This is a genomic window from Vibrio sp. Vb1574 (assembly GCF_033338675.1).
This window is the reverse complement of the sequence record NZ_JAWOTC010000051.1, coordinates 1-18060: the sequence shown is the minus strand read 5'-3', so window position 1 is coordinate 18060 and position 18060 is coordinate 1. Positions and strand designations below refer to the sequence as shown.

General features: G+C 45.4%; 15 protein-coding genes. 9 read left to right on the top strand and 6 right to left on the bottom strand.

From position 1 onward, the window contains the following. The first annotated feature begins 110 nt into the window (after positions 1 to 110). Positions 111 to 1010 carry a hypothetical protein gene (locus R7O12_RS21290; RefSeq protein ID WP_132937043.1) on the top strand — a complete coding sequence of 300 codons (900 nt, stop codon included), beginning with the start codon at positions 111 to 113 and terminating at the stop codon, positions 1008 to 1010. 99 nt (positions 1011 to 1109) lie between these two features. On the opposite strand, the gene treC is transcribed toward R7O12_RS21290, so the two are convergent. The 4 genes from treC to gmhB all read right to left on the bottom strand — a co-directional run bounded on the left by treC (position 1110) and on the right by gmhB (position 6057). After that, positions 1110 to 2795, bottom strand: a complete 1686-nt coding sequence (treC, locus tag R7O12_RS21285) for an alpha,alpha-phosphotrehalase (RefSeq protein ID WP_318126340.1) — start codon at positions 2793 to 2795, stop codon at positions 1110 to 1112. 87 nt (positions 2796 to 2882) lie between these two features. Continuing rightward, a complete protein-coding gene (gene treB / locus R7O12_RS21280; protein ID WP_005381959.1) occupies positions 2883 to 4307 on the bottom strand; it encodes a PTS trehalose transporter subunit IIBC in 1425 nt (474 codons plus the stop codon). Between the two features lie 176 nt (positions 4308 to 4483). Further along, complete coding sequence (treR, locus tag R7O12_RS21275; RefSeq protein WP_318126338.1) at positions 4484 to 5431, bottom strand: trehalose operon repressor TreR; 948 nt, start codon at positions 5429 to 5431, stop codon at positions 4484 to 4486. A gap of 74 nt (positions 5432 to 5505) precedes the next feature. After that, the gene (gene gmhB, locus R7O12_RS21270; protein WP_005381961.1) at positions 5506 to 6057 is read right to left on the bottom strand and encodes a D-glycero-beta-D-manno-heptose 1,7-bisphosphate 7-phosphatase; all 552 of its coding nucleotides are present in this window, start codon (positions 6055 to 6057) and stop codon (positions 5506 to 5508) included. A 341-nt stretch (positions 6058 to 6398) separates the two neighbouring features. Here gmhB and metN point away from each other — a divergent pair, with 341 nt between their 5' ends. The 3 genes from metN to R7O12_RS21255 are packed head-to-tail and all read left to right on the top strand — an operon-like array spanning position 6399 to position 8942. Next, positions 6399 to 7433 (top strand): methionine ABC transporter ATP-binding protein MetN, encoded by a 1035-nt coding sequence (metN, locus tag R7O12_RS21265; RefSeq protein WP_005381962.1) that lies wholly within the window; start codon positions 6399 to 6401, stop codon positions 7431 to 7433. Then, positions 7423 to 8100, top strand: a complete 678-nt coding sequence (locus R7O12_RS21260; RefSeq protein WP_005383604.1) for a methionine ABC transporter permease — start codon at positions 7423 to 7425, stop codon at positions 8098 to 8100. Before metN ends, R7O12_RS21260 begins: the two co-directional genes overlap by 11 nt. Before the next feature lie 32 nt (positions 8101 to 8132). Then, positions 8133 to 8942: a MetQ/NlpA family lipoprotein gene (locus R7O12_RS21255; RefSeq protein WP_005381966.1), complete on the top strand. Its 810-nt coding sequence runs from the start codon at positions 8133 to 8135 to the stop codon at positions 8940 to 8942. Between the two features lie 111 nt (positions 8943 to 9053). Here the strand turns inward: R7O12_RS21255 and R7O12_RS21250 are convergent, their stop codons facing one another. Beyond that, entirely contained in the window at positions 9054 to 9830 is a 777-nt protein-coding gene (locus tag R7O12_RS21250; protein ID WP_005383605.1) for a Zn-ribbon-containing protein, read from the bottom strand. A 2-nt stretch (positions 9831 to 9832) separates the two neighbouring features. Continuing rightward, a complete protein-coding gene (gene syd, locus R7O12_RS21245; RefSeq protein ID WP_005381970.1) occupies positions 9833 to 10378 on the bottom strand; it encodes a SecY-interacting protein in 546 nt (181 codons plus the stop codon). A gap of 108 nt (positions 10379 to 10486) precedes the next feature. Here syd and queF point away from each other — a divergent pair, with 108 nt between their 5' ends. The 5 genes from queF to xni all read left to right on the top strand — a co-directional run bounded on the left by queF (position 10487) and on the right by xni (position 17952). Then, on the top strand, positions 10487 to 11332 hold the full coding sequence (queF, locus tag R7O12_RS21240) for an NADPH-dependent 7-cyano-7-deazaguanine reductase QueF (protein ID WP_149192382.1): 846 nt from the start codon (positions 10487 to 10489) through the stop codon (positions 11330 to 11332). Positions 11333 to 11496: 164 nt separating this feature from the next. Then, complete coding sequence (locus R7O12_RS21235) at positions 11497 to 13779, top strand: tetratricopeptide repeat protein (protein WP_318126336.1); 2283 nt, start codon at positions 11497 to 11499, stop codon at positions 13777 to 13779. 98 nt (positions 13780 to 13877) lie between these two features. Next, on the top strand, positions 13878 to 15443 hold the full coding sequence (locus tag R7O12_RS21230; protein ID WP_005381978.1) for a sensor domain-containing diguanylate cyclase: 1566 nt from the start codon (positions 13878 to 13880) through the stop codon (positions 15441 to 15443). Positions 15444 to 15734: 291 nt separating this feature from the next. Continuing rightward, entirely contained in the window at positions 15735 to 17111 is a 1377-nt protein-coding gene (ppnN, locus tag R7O12_RS21225; protein WP_005383611.1) for a nucleotide 5'-monophosphate nucleosidase PpnN, read from the top strand. A gap of 58 nt (positions 17112 to 17169) precedes the next feature. Further along, positions 17170 to 17952, top strand: coding sequence for a flap endonuclease Xni (gene xni / locus R7O12_RS21220; protein ID WP_138940417.1), 783 nt, complete (start codon positions 17170 to 17172; stop codon positions 17950 to 17952). Positions 17953 to 18060 lie beyond the last annotated feature (108 nt).

Here is an 18060-nt window from a genome sequence, read left to right as displayed (position 1 = left end):
AACCCCTGTTATCTTTTGTTTTTTGCCCTTTTTCTCTCGCTGAACTTAGCATGCTCGCATTCAAGCAACGGCCCAACATGAAGCGGCCTTATCAATCAGGAATGTAAACCATGCTAAACAAAATGACGCTTATCGCAGCAGCAACTCTGGCTCTTTACGGCTGTGGCGGAGGTTCGTCTTCTGGCAGTGCGAATCCAAACAAAGTGCCTCAAGAAAGTTTCGACGTCTCGATTCACAACTCCATTTTCGCTCCTGTACCAAACACACAATTGAGCTATTCGTTTAGCTTGGATGGCCAACCAGAGGGCGACATGAAACTGAGCTTCCAAGCGATGGATAGCGAGCAAATATTGGCAGCATTGGCACAAATCCCAAACAGCGAGGCAATGGTCCAGTTGGTTAATGACTTGATGAACTACGGCGCCGAACAGTTCTACTATTCAGACGAGCAGTACAACGACGACGAAGAGAGCAATACGCTTTACTTTGCAGGATCAGATGGTGCACTCCATGAAATCACTGACGCTTATTTCATTGGTCATCAGTTTATTGCCATGCTTATGCACAGCGGTCCGATTTTCCGCCTAAACGGTGACGACGTAAAAGAGAAAAGCCCGAATATTGACATCGGTGAAGAAACTATGTCTCTGCAAACCACTCTTACAGGCTACTCAGTTCACAACCTACTAGACCGTTTTGAAGAGCATGAGTGGGTACAAAACCTTCCTATGACAGCATCTTGCCAAGTGGTTTGGCAACAGCAAATCCGAGAAACTGGCGTGCGTAAAGCGTTCTCGATCTCAGGCAAGAAAATTGAAGCGGCATACCTGATGGAAGAGAACATCTACAACCTAAACTGTGATGATATGGACTCAATGGAGTTCGCCACTTCGGCAGAACGTTGGTTTAATCCGAGCTTAGGTCTGATAGAACAAATTGAACTGCTGAAAGTACAACAAGTACAAATCAACGAAGAGAAAGTGCAGCTAACAGCGATTGAAACAAAATAAGCTTGCATTTTTTATAGATACCTCAATAAAAGAAGGCTTTGGGGAGCACACCAAAGCCTTCATCTCGAACATCAATCTTAGGGGTGATGACACCCGAGTTTATTCTTCTATCAATAAAATACGAGTTTCGTAAGGTCGTAACACTTGATGGTTTGACGCGACTGCGCTCGCTGAGTTTTGATAGTTAGATAGCAAGTTTTTCGCTTTACTCATATCAAAACGTTCTGGCAGAACGCATTCCACCTCTTCAGCATAGTAGTTATTGATACACAGCAGCGTTCGCTTATCGTTCTGACGAGCGTAAGCGAAAATACGTTTGTGCTCTGGCAGTAAATCTTCATAACGGCCATCGGTGATGACTGGAACCTGTTTACGCAGTTCAATCAGACGCTTGTAAAAGTAGAACACCGAGTTCAAATCGGCAACCGCAGCTTCAGCATTGATTTCAGAGTAATTCTGCGCCACTTCAAGCCACGGCGTTCCCTCAGTAAAGCCCGCGTGTTTTGCACTGTTCCATTGCATTGGTGTACGTGAATTATCACGCGACTTCTGTGCCAAGATCGCCATCATATCGTCATGAGATACACCATCACGGTTGACCATGATGTCGTACATGTTAGTACTTTCAACATCACGATATTGGCTGATTTCGGTATAACCCGGGTTGGTCATGCCGATCTCTTCCCCCTGGTAAACATAAGGTGTGCCTTGCATCATGTGCACTGATGCCGCAAGCATCTTGGCAGATTCAACACGGTATTGCTCGTCGTTACCTAATCGGCTCACAACGCGTGGCTGGTCGTGGTTACACCAGAACAGCGCCCCCCACCCTTTGCCATTTAAGCCCGTTTGCCAATGATTGAAGATCTGTTTTAACTGAATGAAATCAAACGGCGCTTTGGTCCATTTTTCACCATTTGGATAATCGACTTTCAGATGATGGAAGTTGAACACCATGGATAGCTCTTTGCCGTCTAGCGAAGAATATTGCTGGCAGTGCTCTAGCGTAGTGGAAGACATTTCACCCACCGTCACGCTGCCGTATTTTTGAAACACAGATTCGCTAATCTCTTGAAGGTATTCGTGCACACGTGGACCATCCGTGTAGAAACGACGACCATCACCAATATCGTCACTTGGAAAATCTTGCTGCTTGGAAATCAGGTTGATAACGTCGAGACGGAAACCATCCACTCCTTTTTCTGCCCAGAAGCTGATGACTTCTTTCACTTCTTCACGCACTACTGGGTTTTCCCAGTTTAAGTCCGCTTGCTCTTTAGCAAAAAGGTGCAAATAGTACTGGCCTGTTTTTTCATCCAGCGCCCAAGCGTTGCCACCAAACTTTGATTGCCAGTTGTTTGGTTCAGCACCATCTACCGAATCTTTCCAGATGTAGTAATCACGGTATGGGCTGTTTTTATCACCCAGTGCGGATTGGAACCACTTGTGTTCTGTCGACGTGTGGTTCACTACAATGTCCATGATGATACGAATACCCAACTGATGCGCTTCTGCTAGCAAAGTATCAAAGTCTTGCATCGTGCCGAACTCAGGGTTGATCGAGTAGTAATCGGAGATGTCATAACCGTTGTCGATCATTGGCGATTGGTAAACCGGCGTCAGCCAAATCGCATCCACACCAAGATGCTTAAGATAATCCAGCTTAGAAATGATCCCTTTGATGTCGCCCGTGCCTTTACTGCCACTGTCACAAAAGCTTTTTGGGTAAATTTGATAGATGGTTGCGGTTTTCCACCAGCTCTCATCATGCTTGGTCATAGCCATTTCTAACACTCACTTACCAGTAATCGGAAACTTAAAATTTGAAAAGAAAAATAGGAGGAGGCAGCCAAGTCACTGCCTCAAATAGAATTACGCGTTTGCAGGCTCAAGCTCACCTTTGGCTTGTGCACGCTTATAAAGAATTAACGTTAATGCAGCAGGTACCAGCATTGCGACTAACATAGCCAAAGCAAAAATGCCCCAGAACTGCGGTTGGATAGACAAGATGCCCGGCAAACCGCCCACACCGATACCGTTCGCCATTACGCCCGCACTACCACAAATAGCAGCAGCACACGCACTACCGATCATCGCGCTCAACATTGGGAACTTGTATTTCAAGTTGATGCCGTACATCGCCGGTTCAGTCACGCCAAGGTAAGCAGAGATAGCCGCAGGCACTGAGATATCACGCTCGCCGTGTTTTTTACTGATGATAATGATGCCGACGACCGCAGACGCTTGAGCAATATTTGAAAGCGCAATCAGAGGCCAAATTGGCGTGCCGCCTAGCTCTTGCATTAATTGAAGGTCAACCGCGTTGGTGGTGTGGTGAATACCAGTAATGACCAATGGCGCGTATAGGAAGCCGAAGATGGTTGAGCCAATCATTGCGAAGTCACCCGTCATGGCTGCTTTTGCTGCGAATGCCACGCCGTCACCCAACATACGACCGAATGGACCAATGATAGAGTGCGCAAGAATCACAGACACAATGATTGAGACAAACGGCACGACCACTAGGTAAAGGTAAGACGGAATGATGCGTTTTAAGTTGGTTTCAATAAACGCCAGAGCCATACCAGCAAGCATTGCTGGAATCACTTGCGCCTGATAGCCCACTTTCTCGATGGCAAATAAGCCAAAGTCCCACACTTCGGGTACTTGCTTACCAATCAGGTAGGCGTTCATCAACTGTGGCGAAACCAATGTTACACCAAGCGTGATACCCAGAATCGGAGTACCGCCGAGCTTTTTCACTGTCGACCAACACACGCCAACCGGTAGGAAGAAGAAGATCGCCTCACCAATCAGCCATAAGAAAGAGTGTACCGTTGCCCAAAACTGGCTGATTTCCGTTAGCGTTTGACCATCAAACATCTTGATGTCGCCAATCACGTTACGGAAACCAAGGATCAGACCACCGGTGATGATCGCTGGTAGCAGTGGTACAAAGATTTCTGCAAGGTGGGAAATACCACGCTCAACGATATTCATGTTTTGACGAGCAGCGTTCTTCGCTTCGTCTTTGCTGGCTTCACTTTTACCCGTCAGTCCGATCAGTACCTTGTAAACTTCATCCACTTCAGTACCGATAACCACTTGGAACTGGCCTGCGTTGGTAAAACAGCCCTTCACCATCGGTAATGCTTCTAACTGTTTCGTATCTGCTTTGTCCGTATCATTTAGAACAAAACGCAAGCGAGTTAAACAGTGACTTACACTGGCAATGTTGTCCGGCCCCCCGACCAGCTCAATAAGACGCTCCACGTCTTTACGCGCAATCTTACTCATAACTTTGTCCATCCTGTATTGGATACATTCGATTCATCATTTTGTTTTTATAAATGGGAACATTCCCATTTCTTGATTTTAATATTGCCATCCGAAGGCAAAAAACAAAATGGGAACAGTCCCATTAATTGAGAGTGATCACAGTATAATTTTAGAGCAGATCGTTTTAGTGTGGGTCAATAAACGATAGGCTGTTGAGTAAAGTGAACCACTTCCTCATCGCCATTTAATTGATTGATCAGCATGTTAGCGGACTTCTCACCTGCAAGGGTATAACCTGGGTCGACACTAAATACTTTAGGGAAAAGGAAAGAGAGCAATTCATTACCACCAACACCTGTCACAACCACGTCTTCACGTCCTAACTCTTGAAGACGCTTAATCACGCCCAACGCGATAGTGTCACTGGCGCACACGATGGCCTGAGTATCAGATTGAAGGACTTTGTCTACCAACTGATAAGCACTTTCATGGCTCAACTTACCCGTTTGGAAACAAGGTGTAATTTGCTTGCGTTGACACCAAGCTTTATAAGCATTTAGACGAGCTAAGCCAGTGGTTTTGTCTTCAGGATCAACACCAATATAAGCAATGCGAGATAAAGATTGCTGCTCAAGGTGAGACAAAGCCATGTCTATCACACCTTGGTTATCGTAGTTGATCGAGGAAACCATTTGCGTGTCTATCGCGATCACGACGATACGATTCCCCCACTCCGCCAATGCTCGCTCATCACATCCAGTAAAGCCAAACACGATCACCCCATCGACGTTGCGACGTTTAAGCACATCCAAATGTTCATTGGTTTTATCGCGATCGAATTGGCTCTCCATGATCACCGCATCATAACCAGCGGAATACAAAGCATTGAGCATGGTACCAACGGCGCGATTTTCTGATGGTGAATCCAAACGGGAGATGATAACCCCAATGACTTTTTGGCTGCCACCACGCATCGACTGCGCCGACTTTGATGGGACGTAGCCTGATTCACGAATGATTTGCTCTACCTTCTCTCGCGTTTGGGGTTTCACTTTTGGATCGTTAGTAAGCACACGGCTTACTGTCGATTTGCCCACGCCTGCCAATTTTGCGATATCAAGAATGGTGAGTTTTTTGCTCATAAGTGTTCAGATTAAAAGAAGGAATCAAACAAAAGGGAAGCAGTGGCTTCCCTTATCTCAGTCAGTAATGAATATTACTTGTTTAAGTACGCAGGCACATCTGCAATGCTATCCAATACTACCGTTGCAATGGCTTCGCCCTGTTCCGTTACTGGCTTACCAGTGCGAACCAAAATCTTAGTGCCAACGCCTGCCGCTTCTGCTGCCATCATGTCTTCAGCTTTATCGCCGATCATCACAGATTTCTCCATGTCGATCTTCAAGAAGTCACGCGCAGAAATGAACATACCTGGTTTTGGCTTACGGCACTCACAATCTTGCTTGTACTCGCCAATGCCATGTTCTGGATGATGTGGACAGTAATAGATACCATCGAACTCAACACCATTATCAGCAAAGTTCCAATCCATCCATTGAGTCAGAGACAAGAAACGGTCTTCACTGAATTTACCGCGTGCGATGCCCGATTGATTCGTCACTAACACTAGAAGGTAGCCTTTATCTTTTAGCGCTTTCGTCGCTTCAAATACACCATCAATGTACTCAAAATCATGTTCGTCATGAACGTAGCCGTGGTCAACGTTTATCACGCCATCACGATCGATAAAAACAGCAGGTTTTGCCAAAACGTATTTCTCTATTAACTCGGTTTAATCAGATTATTACATACCTTATAAACTTCAACACTATCTAATTCATTCTAGGCCTCGACAAAACGGTTGATTTGTTGGGCAAGAATCGGTAAATCTGAGGGTGCCCCGCCGTCTACCTCCTGCTTGTTATCTATACATCTTCGTTTCAAAACAGAACATCCATACATTTAGACGTCTAGACGTAAAAATATCTATTGACTTCATTCTGCTTAACCCATAGCATCAACTGAAAATTGAGATAAAGCTCAACATTAAGTTCTGTCAAAGGCCGTTTTTGACAGCGAAGTTCCCCGTATCTTTGGGCAGGTTGAAACATGATAGAAATAAAAAACGTCAATAAAGTGTTCTACCAAGGCAGTAAGGAAATCCTTGCCCTGAAAGACATTAACCTACACATCGACAAAGGCACCATCTTTGGTGTTATCGGTTCATCAGGTGCTGGTAAAAGTACGCTGATTCGCTGCGTAAACATGTTAGAAGCGCCGACCTCTGGTTCCATCATCGTTGATGGTGTGGATCTAACCAAACTCAGCAAAAAACAACTAGTCGAAACACGCCGTAACATTGGCATGATCTTCCAGCACTTTAACCTGCTTTCGTCTCGTACTGTGTTTGATAATGTAGCACTGCCACTAGAACTGGCAGGTAAAGACAAATCGCAAATCACAACAAAAGTAACTGAGTTGCTAAAGCTTGTAGGCTTAGCCGACAAACACGAGAGCTACCCATCTAACTTAAGTGGCGGCCAAAAACAGCGTGTGGCAATTGCTCGTGCATTGGCATCCGATCCTAGCGTGCTGCTTTGTGATGAGGCCACTAGTGCGCTAGACCCGGCAACAACTCAATCTATCCTTGAGTTATTGAAAGAGATCAACCGCAAACTCAACATCACGATTTTACTTATCACTCACGAAATGGAAGTCGTAAAAAGTATCTGTCACGAAGTAGCAATCATCGGTGGTGGTGAGCTGGTGGAAAAAGGCACCGTTGGCGATATTTTTGCGCACCCTAAGACAGAGCTAGCGCACCAATTCATTCGCTCAACGCTGGATCTTTCCATTCCTGAAGATTACCAAGCTCGTCTGCAAGCAGAGCGTGTTGATGGCAGCTACCCGTTGGTTCGCTTAGAGTTTACTGGCGCAACCGTCGATGCACCGTTAATGTCGCAAATTTCTCGTAAATACAATATTGATGTGAGTATTTTGAGTTCCGACCTTGATTACGCTGGTGGCGTGAAATTCGGCATGATGGTCGCAGAGCTATTTGGTAACGAAGAAGATGACAACGCAGCTCTTGAATACCTGCGTAAGCACAACGTAAAAGTAGAGGTACTTGGTTATGTCCTTTAATACGATTTCTGAATGGCTGAGCTTAAACAGCAAACTACTTTTAGGTGCAACGTGGGAAACGCTTTACATGGTTGCGGTTGCCGGATTAGTCGGCTTTGCTGTGGGTATTCCATTAGGCGTAATCCTCCATATTACTAAGAAAGGCGGCCTACTTGAAAACACCAAACTAAATAGCGGCTTAGGCGCTATCGTTAACATTGGTCGTTCTGTGCCATTCCTCGTACTGATGGTTGCGATTATTCCAGTGACAAAAATGCTAGTTGGAACCTTTATCGGTACAACCGCAGCAATCGTCCCACTGACTATTGGCGCCATTCCTTTTGTCGCTCGTCTTATTGAAGGTGCTTTATTAGAAGTACCGACAGGCTTGGTGGAAGCAGCGCAGTCAATGGGGGCGACACCAACACAGATCATCACAAAAGTTCTACTACCTGAAGCAATGCCGACTATTGTTAACTCAGTAACGATTACCTTGGTCACTCTCGTTAGCTACTCAGCTATGGCGGGTACGGTAGGCGGCGGCGGCCTAGGTGACGTAGCCATTCGTTACGGTTTCCACCGCTACGATGTAACTATCATGGCCGTGACTGTCGTGATGTTGATTGTTCTAGTACAGATTATTCAGTCTATCGGTGACGCAGTGGTGCGCCGTGTAGACCACAGATAAGTATCAAAAATACAAATTATAAGGAGATAAAGATGAAATTTAGCCTTAAAGGTCTTTTGACTGTAGCAACGGCTGCCTCTGCTCTTGCTCTAGCGGGTTGCGGCGACAAAGAAGTAGACGTAAACAAAGTAAAAGTTGGCGTTATTGCTGGTGCTGAAGCACAAGTAGCCGAAGTTGCCGCTAAAGTAGCAAAAGAGAAATACAACCTAGACGTTGAGCTAGTAACATTTACCGATTACGTAACACCAAACGCCGCTCTGGATGATGGTTCAGTAGACGCGAATGCGTTCCAACACAAACCATACCTAGATCAACAAGTGAAAGACCGCGGCTACAAACTGGCTATCGCGGGTAACTCATTCGTTTACCCTATTGCTGGTTACTCAAAGCAAGTAAAATCAATTGATGAAATTCAAGATGGCGCACGCATCGCAGTACCAAACGACCCAACTAACCTAGGTCGCTCACTACTGCTTCTTGAGCAACAAGGTTTGATTACGCTACGTGATGGCGTTGGTCTACTCGCTACAGTACGTGACATCGTAGGCAACCCTAAAAATATCGAAATCATTGAACTAGAAGCCCCACAGCTTCCGCGTTCATTGGATGACGTAACGCTATCTATCATCAACACCACTTACGCAAGCTCTATCGACCTATCGCCAGAGCGTGACGGCGTGTTCGTTGAAGATAAAGACTCACCATACGTAAACCTAATTGTCGCTCGCGAAGAAAATGTTAATGCGCAAAACGTACAAAACTTCGTAAAAGCTTACCAAACGGAAGAAGTTTACGAAGCGGCAAAAGAGCTGTTCAAAGGCGGTGTTGTGAAAGGTTGGTAATCCCACTTTTCAAAACATGACTGAAAACAACGTTCTAAACACAAAAGGGCTGATGTGAAAACATCAGCCCTTTCTATTTGTCTATCTACCCATTTAAGTAGCTTCAATTCGCTACTTAAGATGGTCCCAAGAGATATTCGACACGATTCGGCAGTCATCACACTTAAAATGAAATATGTCATGTAGTGGCTCATCGAGTAGCCACTCGCCATCGCATTTTGGACACTTGCGCGCTTTCTCGCTCTCCAGCGACTGACCACCGACACGATACTGGTAATAGTACGTAGGGATCTTCGTGATGTATTCGATACGGCCACGTAAGTCCCAACCTCGGCGAAACAGCACACTATCCACATCGCAAATTTCGTGCAGCGCCGCATGTTCCGCTCGGCAACCCCCTGCCATTTGGATTTCATCACACGCTTGCCACTCAGTCTGCCACTTAATGACGGCTTTATGGTCTCCATTAAGTGTTGGCTCATTACGATACAAAGGAATTGGCAACAGGGTTTCACCACTTCGCAAAGGCGAACACGTATGAACATAAGTCGTGTACAACACTTGCCAGCTAGGTGTCTCTTCTTCGGCTGCTTGTTCTGAATTCAAATCACGCCCCAGCATGCGCATTTTCGGTGCAAGCAAAGACGCATCCGACAAACGGTTCATGCACACTTTGACGAAATCTGAGTGATAACGTGGATGCAAGCTGTCTTGTTCTGGGCAAACAACACGAACGAAAAATTCACCTTCTCCCATCACTATTGGGAATTCACGACCTAATACTTGGCCGTTGTAACGCAGAGCATCCATCAAGCCATTAATGGCTTTGTCTACCGCGCTGACGGTGGTGTTATCAAAACACTCAAACTGCAACTCAACAACATACATACTTAGACGGCAGCCTCTAACTTATTCAAGAACTCAACCAATGAATCTGCCAATACATCACGTTTAGAGGTGCCCAAACGCTCTAGAATCACATTGCCAGTGAGGTTACAAATAGAAATCACATCCATTTCCTCATCTGTCGCTGCTATAAATACTGTTGGTTTAAGTTTCAAGCGGCGCTGCGTCACCAAATGACCAAGAATATTTTCTTGTAGACGCACGAAATCGTCATCGCTCCACACTTGCAGCAGCGTCAACGAATTACCTTGCCAAGTTGCCTCCATATCAGCGCAGTATTGAGAACCATAAAAGGCTTTAACATCATCTTGCAGTGACAACTCAATCGCATTTTCCACATTGGTGAAATCGGCCATTTCATCACGTGCGACCGCTTTCCAAAGCACCTTTCCATCACGCTTCTCTTCGACACAAGGAGAAACAAGCTCTGCAAGCTCTTCACTGCTTGGCAACTCATTGTGCTTAGCTTGCCAAGCTTGTTGGTAGCGCAGGCTGAACTCTTGTAGCGCCTGAGTAACGTTTTGGGTCATGAAGGTCTCCTCATTCCTTATTTATCAGATAGCCGTACTTGCCGGATGGCAATTGACCAGCGGATTCAGTAAAATTCTCGCCATTCTAATCGAAAACGACCACAAAGTATGAGCAAATATTCTGACGCTAAAGAGCTTGCTGGCTTAACACTAGGTAAAACGACCGAGTATGCGAACCAGTATGACCCAAGCTTGCTGCAACCAGTCCCTCGCAGCCTGAACCGAGATGACCTCCAGTTAGGCGATACTCTGCCTTTCATGGGGCACGACATTTGGACGCTGTACGAACTGTCTTGGTTAAATAGTAAAGGTTTACCACAAGTGGCCGTTGGCGAAGTATACATTCCAGCCACCAGCGCAAACTTGATTGAATCGAAGTCTTTCAAACTGTACTTAAACAGCTATAACCAAACCCGCTTTGCAAGCTGGGAAGAAGTGACTGAGCGTTTAACACAAGACCTTTCTGAATGCGCAGGTGAAAAGGTGCTGGTTGAGGTGAATCCAGTGACCCACTATACCAATCAACCTATCGTGACAATGGACGGTGAATGTGTAGATGACCAAGACATTGACATCACCAGTTACGATTTTGATGCCGATTTGCTTGAAGGTGCGGCAGGTGAAATACAAGTTGAAGAGGTGCTACATAGCCACCTATTGAAATCAAACTGTTTGATCACTAACCAACCCGACTGGGGCAGTGTAGAAATTCGCTACCAAGGCGCAAAAATAGATCGTGAGAAGCTGTTACGTTACTTAGTGTCTTTCCGCGAGCACAATGAGTTCCACGAACAGTGTGTAGAGCGTATTTTTACGGATCTAATGAAATATTGCCAACCAAGCAAACTGACCGTATTTGCCCGCTATACGCGCCGTGGAGGCTTGGATATCAACCCTTACCGCTCAACGGAACAAGATAAGCCAGCTCACAATCACCGTATGGCTCGTCAGTAAGCGCATAGGCAACAGAAATAAGTTCGGCAATCTAAAGGGTTGCCGGACGTTTTTATTGTCCAGGCATGTTACTATATCAAATGGCTTCAACCCGCATTTAAACGGCTAATTGAGGCTTTTCGCCGTTATCGCCATATCTAAAAACAGTTCGAGGGAACGAAAGGATGTTTTGGGACAGTTCGCGTCTATTCAAGTTGATTGGCTTTCTTTGCTTGCTGTTTGTACAGCCACTTCATGCTACCATTTTATCGTCCGCGTTACTCAACGAAGCACAACAATTGGCGGAAATAGAGCCATCACAAGCAAAACAAGCGGCAACCAACTATTTGTCACAGCGTGAACTAACAGAACGCAAAGAAAGTGACAGCCCTTCAGCCATGTCTCGCGACGAAACAGATCGTAGCGTTCGCACACCAAGCAGCACCATCGAAGCGCACAAGATTATCGCTCAGGCAGATTACGCCATGGGTAATGTTCGTTCGGCTATCGAGCACCTAAATAAAGCGGAACGCTTAGCGCAAGAATATCAATTGCCGTACATGTACTTAGATCTCCAGCTGATGCGCAACCAAATGATTTGGATGTACGACGAAAACTACTCAAAAGCGGAAGACACGCTTAACCAAATTGAACAACAGCTCGATGAAGCCGATGCCGTATTACAACGCACCGACAGCGTTCGCTACCGACTAGTGATGCAAAGAGCACTCCTCGCTTCACATAGTGGCGATGTCATTAAAGCGGAAAACTTGTACTCTGAAGCAAAGACCATGCTTGACGATAGCCGCTCTGAGTTAGCCTTGATCGACTACTACACTGCCGTCGGCGAGTTTTACCTCAATAGCAAGAAATACAATTTGGCTTTGTCAGAACTGCTATACGGTTATTGGCAATCTATTGAAAGTAACAGTGGTGCAAGATTAGCAAAAGTGAATCGCCTTTTGGCTAGGCTCTTCCAGGAGCGACGAGTGTACGACAAAGCGATCGAATACTTATCTCAAGCCGCAGATTTTTATGACTCTTACCCTAGCTCTCCGATCCTAGCGGACGTCCTAGAGCAAATGGGCGACATCTACTTTTATCAGGGTAAGTTTAACCTTGCGTTAGTGCATTACTTCAACGTGCTTGACCATGAAAGTACCAGTAAGAACATCAATAGAATCATTAAAATTCGCTTAAGCTTGGCGGCTACCTACCTACAACTCTATAACTACGCGCTAGCAGAGCAGTACTTAGACCGCTCTAAAGAGCTTTTAGAATACACCAATATTCCTAAGCTTGAAGCAAAGGCTGCCCTGCTTCAGTCAGGTCTGGCTTATCATCAAAATGACAGTAAAGACGTCATTACTAATGCTAAGCTGGCGTTAGCGCTTGCTGAAAAGTCACCTGAAAATAACAACTTCATTAAGCAGCAGTCATACCGTTTACTTGGGTTGGGTTACGAGCAGGCAGGCGAATACAAACTTTCTCTGCAAGCTTATAAAAAATACACCAACCTCGTTCGTCTAGAACAAAAGCAGCTTAACCAAATCAGTGAGGATGCGTTCCGTCAACAAAAAGAATTTGCCGAACAAACCATCCATTACATCGGTCAATCAGAACGCTTAGAGCAAGTGGAAAGAGAGCATCGTAAATTCCAGAAAATCTCATTTGCATTGTTTATTACTGTCTTGGTCATGTTTTTGTTCATTATGCGCCGTGGTGTCATTATGCAGCGCCAAGCAAGTGAAATCGAAAAACTGCGTAACGACCTCTTCACCCACTCTCGCTCTCGTTTACGTAACTTGCGTATGCTGAATGTTAAGCTTTCTCGCTCATTGAAAAAGTCGAGCGAAACTTTCGAGCAATGGCAAATGGGTGAATTGATCCACGAACCACTTAATGATCGCCTACGCTTTGTTATGATCGATTTGCCATTCTTACGAAGCATGTACGTCCATAACGGCTATAAGGCAGGTCTAGAACTAGAACGGGCATTTGGCGACTTCCTTGCGGAAAAAATAGAAAAACCGTCGCGTCTTTACCATTTCTCAGATGCGAACTTACTCTACATAGAACCGAACGCTGACCGTGATGCTTCTGCCGAAGTCATGTTCGAAAAATTCCAGACTTGGGTGGATGAGTTCGCACAGCAGCACAACGTCAATCGTATTATTCGTATGGGCATCAGTGATTATCCGTTCTTACCCCGAGCCTACACTGCAATTAACGATGAGGAATTACTCGATCTGTTGTTGCTTGCGACTCACATCGCACGAGAAGTCAGCTTGAAGGATAAGCAAAGCCACTGGGTGTTCTTAAAAGCCATCGATAATGCGCCTGCTGCTAGCTTTGCAACAGGTAACATAAGAACTGCCTGTCAACATGCCATTAGCCAAGGCCTGATCAAGATCCATTCGTCCTACAAGAATGAGGACGACATCAAGAAAATATTAAAAAATGGATAATTAAACGCCTGTTGAACGTAATAACTAATGACGCTATAAAGTTTTTTGTTATTATCAGATAATTGTCAGTAGTACATGGACTTAACCGTAGTCACTTCATGGGAATCTTGGAATCCGATATTCAGTCGCAGCTGCATCAGCTGAGTTGTCAACTTGACCAACTCAGACTGACTCATCGTGATACTTCACTCAAATTCAAACGTGAACAACAAGTTCTTAAACGCGTTGTGGCATCATTGTCTTCAGCTTGCCAGGGTTCGAATACTCAGGTATCCAACTACCTATTTGAAATCCAACAAGAGCTGCAACATCAAAAAGATATCAGCACTCTTATCCCGCGTTTAGCGGTATTAGAGAGGATGCTCAAACAGCAGTCGAAGACGATGGATAAACAAAACGGTTACCTTGACGAACAAATCAAGCACAGTGGTGAAACACTGCAACGTGTCACGGGCTTACCTGCGCAGTTAAAACGTGAACTACGGAACCTGATGAGTTTCTCTGAAGTTCACGCCAGCAATAAAGCTGATCAAGCCACTAAGCTACTGAGTATTTACGAACGCGCTCTGAAAATCATCACGTCTAATTCACGTCTACATCTTAGTGAATTTGAAAACAATCCCGACAGATCTCAGCTTGAGTGCTTAGCCAGCGACCTCCAACATACTATTACAGAGCTGGATTTCGAGGGAGAATCAGGCGATAGATTGCTGGATATTCGCGCTAAGTTGCTCCTTGGCGTGAGTGCCGAGTCTCTCATTGAGCTTACGCTCTCAACGCTGAAATTGGTTGTCGAAGCAACAAAGTTCGAGCGCGAGGCGTCTAGCCAATTCCTTGATCAGCTGAACACTTCTCTCGCAAGTAACCTAAAAACCGTTCATCAGAACGTCGACCAGCATCATACCTACTTTGAACACCGCCAAGAGCTCAACACAGAAATGAACAGCTTGGTTGAATTAAGCCAAAAGTCACTTAATCAAGCTCAAGATATCGCGGTTGTGAAAAAAGAAATCACGCCTCTTCTCGAAAAAATGGCGTCGCTGACAGAGCGACTGAAAATGACGGAAGAGCGAGAGCAAGCGCTGCAAGAACGGTTGAGTTACAGTAAGAACCAACTCGAAGCGGTATTTGAAACTACGCAAGATTATCGTCGACGCTTAGATGACCAAGCTCAGCGCATGTTGCTCGACCCGCTGACTAAAGTTTATAACCGCACTGCATTTAACGATCGACTAGAGCTAGAGTATCGCCGTTGGATTCGCTCTCAGCAAAACCTTCGTGTTGTGCTATTTGATGTAGACAACTTCAAAGCGGTGAATGATAGCTATGGTTATACGGCTGGCGATAAAGCGCTGAAGATCATCGCTCGTACTATTAACAAGCGCGTATCAGAAACGGAAACAGTAGCTCGCTTTGGTGGCGAGGAGTTTATTCTACTCGTCCCGGAACAATCTGAAGAATACACACTGGATCTGATTAAGCATATCCAGCGTGATATTAGCCAATTACCCTTTAAGTTCCGTGAGCAAAATATTATGATTACCTTAGCTGCTGTATCGACGTCTTTCAAAGAGTCCGATACGCCAGAGTATGTGCTCGATCGTCTTGGCAAGATGCTTGCGGACGCTAAAAAACGTGGAACAAACCAGCTTAACTGGAGCTAAGATTCGTACAAAAAGCGAGCAAACAAACCAAATTTGGTGCAATCTACGCTTTATAACCACCCATTTTCAACGAGTTATCACATTTCTTCCCTTTTAGTCTGCTAAGCTGTAAAAACCCAAGTCACTTCAAGATGATGTATTTATAAAAGGCAAATGTATCATCTTGAGGTTGCTTGGGAGTTGATAACCATAAAACCAAATCGGCCAACTACCTTTCATCAAACCATACGTATAACACCAAAAAGGTAAGTTGGTACTTTCCCTCAAATTAATGCAACACAAGGAGGCGTTATGATTACCCATATAAGCCCCGCTGGTAGCATGGACTTGCTATCTCAACTAGAAGTAGAGCGCTTAAAGAACACAGCCTCGAGTGAACTTTATCAGCTGTACCGTAATTGCACATTAGCGGTGTTGAACTCCGGTAGCCATACCGATAACTCGAAAGAACTGCTCGATAAATACCAATCGTTTGATGTCAACGTCGTGCGTCGTGAGCGTGGTATTAAGCTTGAACTGACTAATCCGCCAGAGCACGCTTTTGTTGACGGCGAAATAATTAAAGGTATCCAAGAGCATCTGTTCTCCGTATTGCGTGATATCGTTTACGTAAACATGCATTTGGCAGACGCCCAGCGGCTCAACCTTACTAACCCAATTCACATTACGAACCTCGTGTTCGGCATTCTTCGTAATGCCAGAGCATTAACTCCAGGTATCGCACCGAATCTTGTCGTATGTTGGGGTGGTCACTCTATCAATGGAGTGGAGTATCAGTACACACGTGAAGTGGGTAACGAACTGGGCCTGCGTGAACTTAACATCTGTACAGGTTGCGGCCCTGGCGCAATGGAAGGGCCGATGAAAGGTGCAGCGATTGGGCACGCAAAGCAACGTTATACTCAGCAACGTTATCTTGGTTTAACCGAGCCCTCGATTATTGCGGCCGAGCCACCAAACCCAATAGTAAATGAACTGGTCATCATGCCCGACATCGAAAAGCGCTTGGAAGCCTTCGTCCGTATGGCTCATGGTATCGTTATTTTCCCAGGTGGCCCGGGCACAGCGGAAGAGCTACTGTACATTCTTGGCATCATGATGCACCCGGATAACGCCGATCAGCCAATGCCTATCGTATTAACAGGACCAAAAGAGAGTGAAGAGTACTTCCGCTCTATTGATGAGTTCATTCGCGACACACTTGGTGAGGAAGGGCAAAAGCACTACGAGATCATCATTGACGACCCGGCAGAAGTCGCTCGTATTATGAAACGCTCCATGGACTCGGTACGCCTTCACCGAAAAGAGAAAGGCGATGCGTACAGCTTTAACTGGTCATTGAAAATTGAGCCAAACTTCCAACTGCCATTCGAGCCTACTCATGAGTCGATGGAACAATTGGATTTAAGCCTAGATCAAGAACCGCAAGTTTTAGCGGCCAACTTGCGTCAAGCCTTCTCTGGCATAGTGGCAGGTAACGTAAAGGCTGAAGGCATTCGAGAAATAGAACGTAGAGGGCCTTTCACCATTCATGGCGACGCAGTCCTCATGAAAAAACTCGATAAGTTGCTAAAAGACTTTGTCGAACAGCACCGAATGAAATTACCTGGCGGTTCAGACTACGAACCGTGTTATCGAATCGCTCACCCGGAAATTGGTGGTCGATAGTCAGGCTAGCATTCGTTACACTAGGGGCATTACGCCCCTTTTTTATTGCTAAGTCATTATGTCTATTCATCTTGTTATCATTGATGCCCTAAACCTGATCCGCCGAGTGCACTCAGCACAACCAGATCCAACCGACATAGCAAGAACCATAACCACAACGCAAAGAACCCTCACTCGCATTCTGTCAGAGGCCAACCCGACACACATCATCGCAGTTTTTGATCACCACGAACAAGACAGAGGTTGGCGCGCTGAAATTCTCCCTGACTATAAGCAAAACCGAAAACCAATGCCTCTGCCACTACTGCAAGGGTTAGATGCGATTCAACAAGCGTGGTGGGAGCAAGGTATTGATTCATTGCTGTCTGAAGGCGATGAAGCAGATGATTTGGTTGCTACACTCGCAACGAAAGTGGCCAGCCATGGTGAAAAGGTCACCATCGTTTCGACTGACAAAGGTTACTGCCAGCTGCTTTCCCCTACCCTACAAATCCGTGATTATTTCCAACATCGTTGGTTAGATGAACCATTTATCGAAAAAGAGTTCGGCGTAAAACCAAGTCAACTAGCGGATTACTGGGGATTAACAGGGATAAGCTCTAGCCAGGTTCCGGGCGTACCTGGAATTGGCCCGAAAGCAGCGAAAGAGATTCTCACTCAGTTTGAGAGTATTGAAGCAGCCTACGCTAGTGAAGATCTCGTACCGAAATACCGTAAAAAATTGGATGAGCACATTGAGTCTGCTCGTTTATGTAAACTCGTCGCCGCTTTAAAGTGCGATATAGAACTAGGCTTTAACTTGCAAGATATTCGCTTTTTAGGGCCAAACAAAGCGGAGTAGTGCCCGATGGTAGTTTCACACCATGAAACACTTGACCCGTCCTGATATGGGTTGACACTTTTTAACTAAAACGCTCGATGTACTTCATCGGGCGTTTTGTATTTTAAA

What these genes read in the sequence shown, in the direction of transcription:
- R7O12_RS21250 (WP_005383605.1), bottom strand. Translation starts at nt 9,830, where the DNA reads ATGTATGTTGTTGAGTTGCAGTTTGAGTGTTTTGATAACACCACCGTC.
- treR (WP_318126338.1), bottom strand. Translation starts at nt 5,431, where the DNA reads ATGAGCAAAAAACTCACCATTCTTGATATCGCAAAATTGGCAGGCGTG.
- R7O12_RS21290 (WP_132937043.1), top strand. Translation starts at nt 111, where the DNA reads ATGCTAAACAAAATGACGCTTATCGCAGCAGCAACTCTGGCTCTTTAC.
- xni (WP_138940417.1), top strand. Translation starts at nt 17,170, where the DNA reads ATGTCTATTCATCTTGTTATCATTGATGCCCTAAACCTGATCCGCCGA.
- ppnN (WP_005383611.1), top strand. Translation starts at nt 15,735, where the DNA reads ATGATTACCCATATAAGCCCCGCTGGTAGCATGGACTTGCTATCTCAA.
- queF (WP_149192382.1), top strand. Translation starts at nt 10,487, where the DNA reads ATGAGCAAATATTCTGACGCTAAAGAGCTTGCTGGCTTAACACTAGGT.
- treB (WP_005381959.1), bottom strand. Translation starts at nt 4,307, where the DNA reads ATGAGTAAGATTGCGCGTAAAGACGTGGAGCGTCTTATTGAGCTGGTC.
- R7O12_RS21235 (WP_318126336.1), top strand. Translation starts at nt 11,497, where the DNA reads ATGTTTTGGGACAGTTCGCGTCTATTCAAGTTGATTGGCTTTCTTTGC.
- R7O12_RS21260 (WP_005383604.1), top strand. Translation starts at nt 7,423, where the DNA reads ATGTCCTTTAATACGATTTCTGAATGGCTGAGCTTAAACAGCAAACTA.
- syd (WP_005381970.1), bottom strand. Translation starts at nt 10,378, where the DNA reads ATGACCCAAAACGTTACTCAGGCGCTACAAGAGTTCAGCCTGCGCTAC.
- R7O12_RS21255 (WP_005381966.1), top strand. Translation starts at nt 8,133, where the DNA reads ATGAAATTTAGCCTTAAAGGTCTTTTGACTGTAGCAACGGCTGCCTCT.
- metN (WP_005381962.1), top strand. Translation starts at nt 6,399, where the DNA reads ATGATAGAAATAAAAAACGTCAATAAAGTGTTCTACCAAGGCAGTAAG.
- treC (WP_318126340.1), bottom strand. Translation starts at nt 2,795, where the DNA reads ATGGCTATGACCAAGCATGATGAGAGCTGGTGGAAAACCGCAACCATC.
- R7O12_RS21230 (WP_005381978.1), top strand. Translation starts at nt 13,878, where the DNA reads ATGGGAATCTTGGAATCCGATATTCAGTCGCAGCTGCATCAGCTGAGT.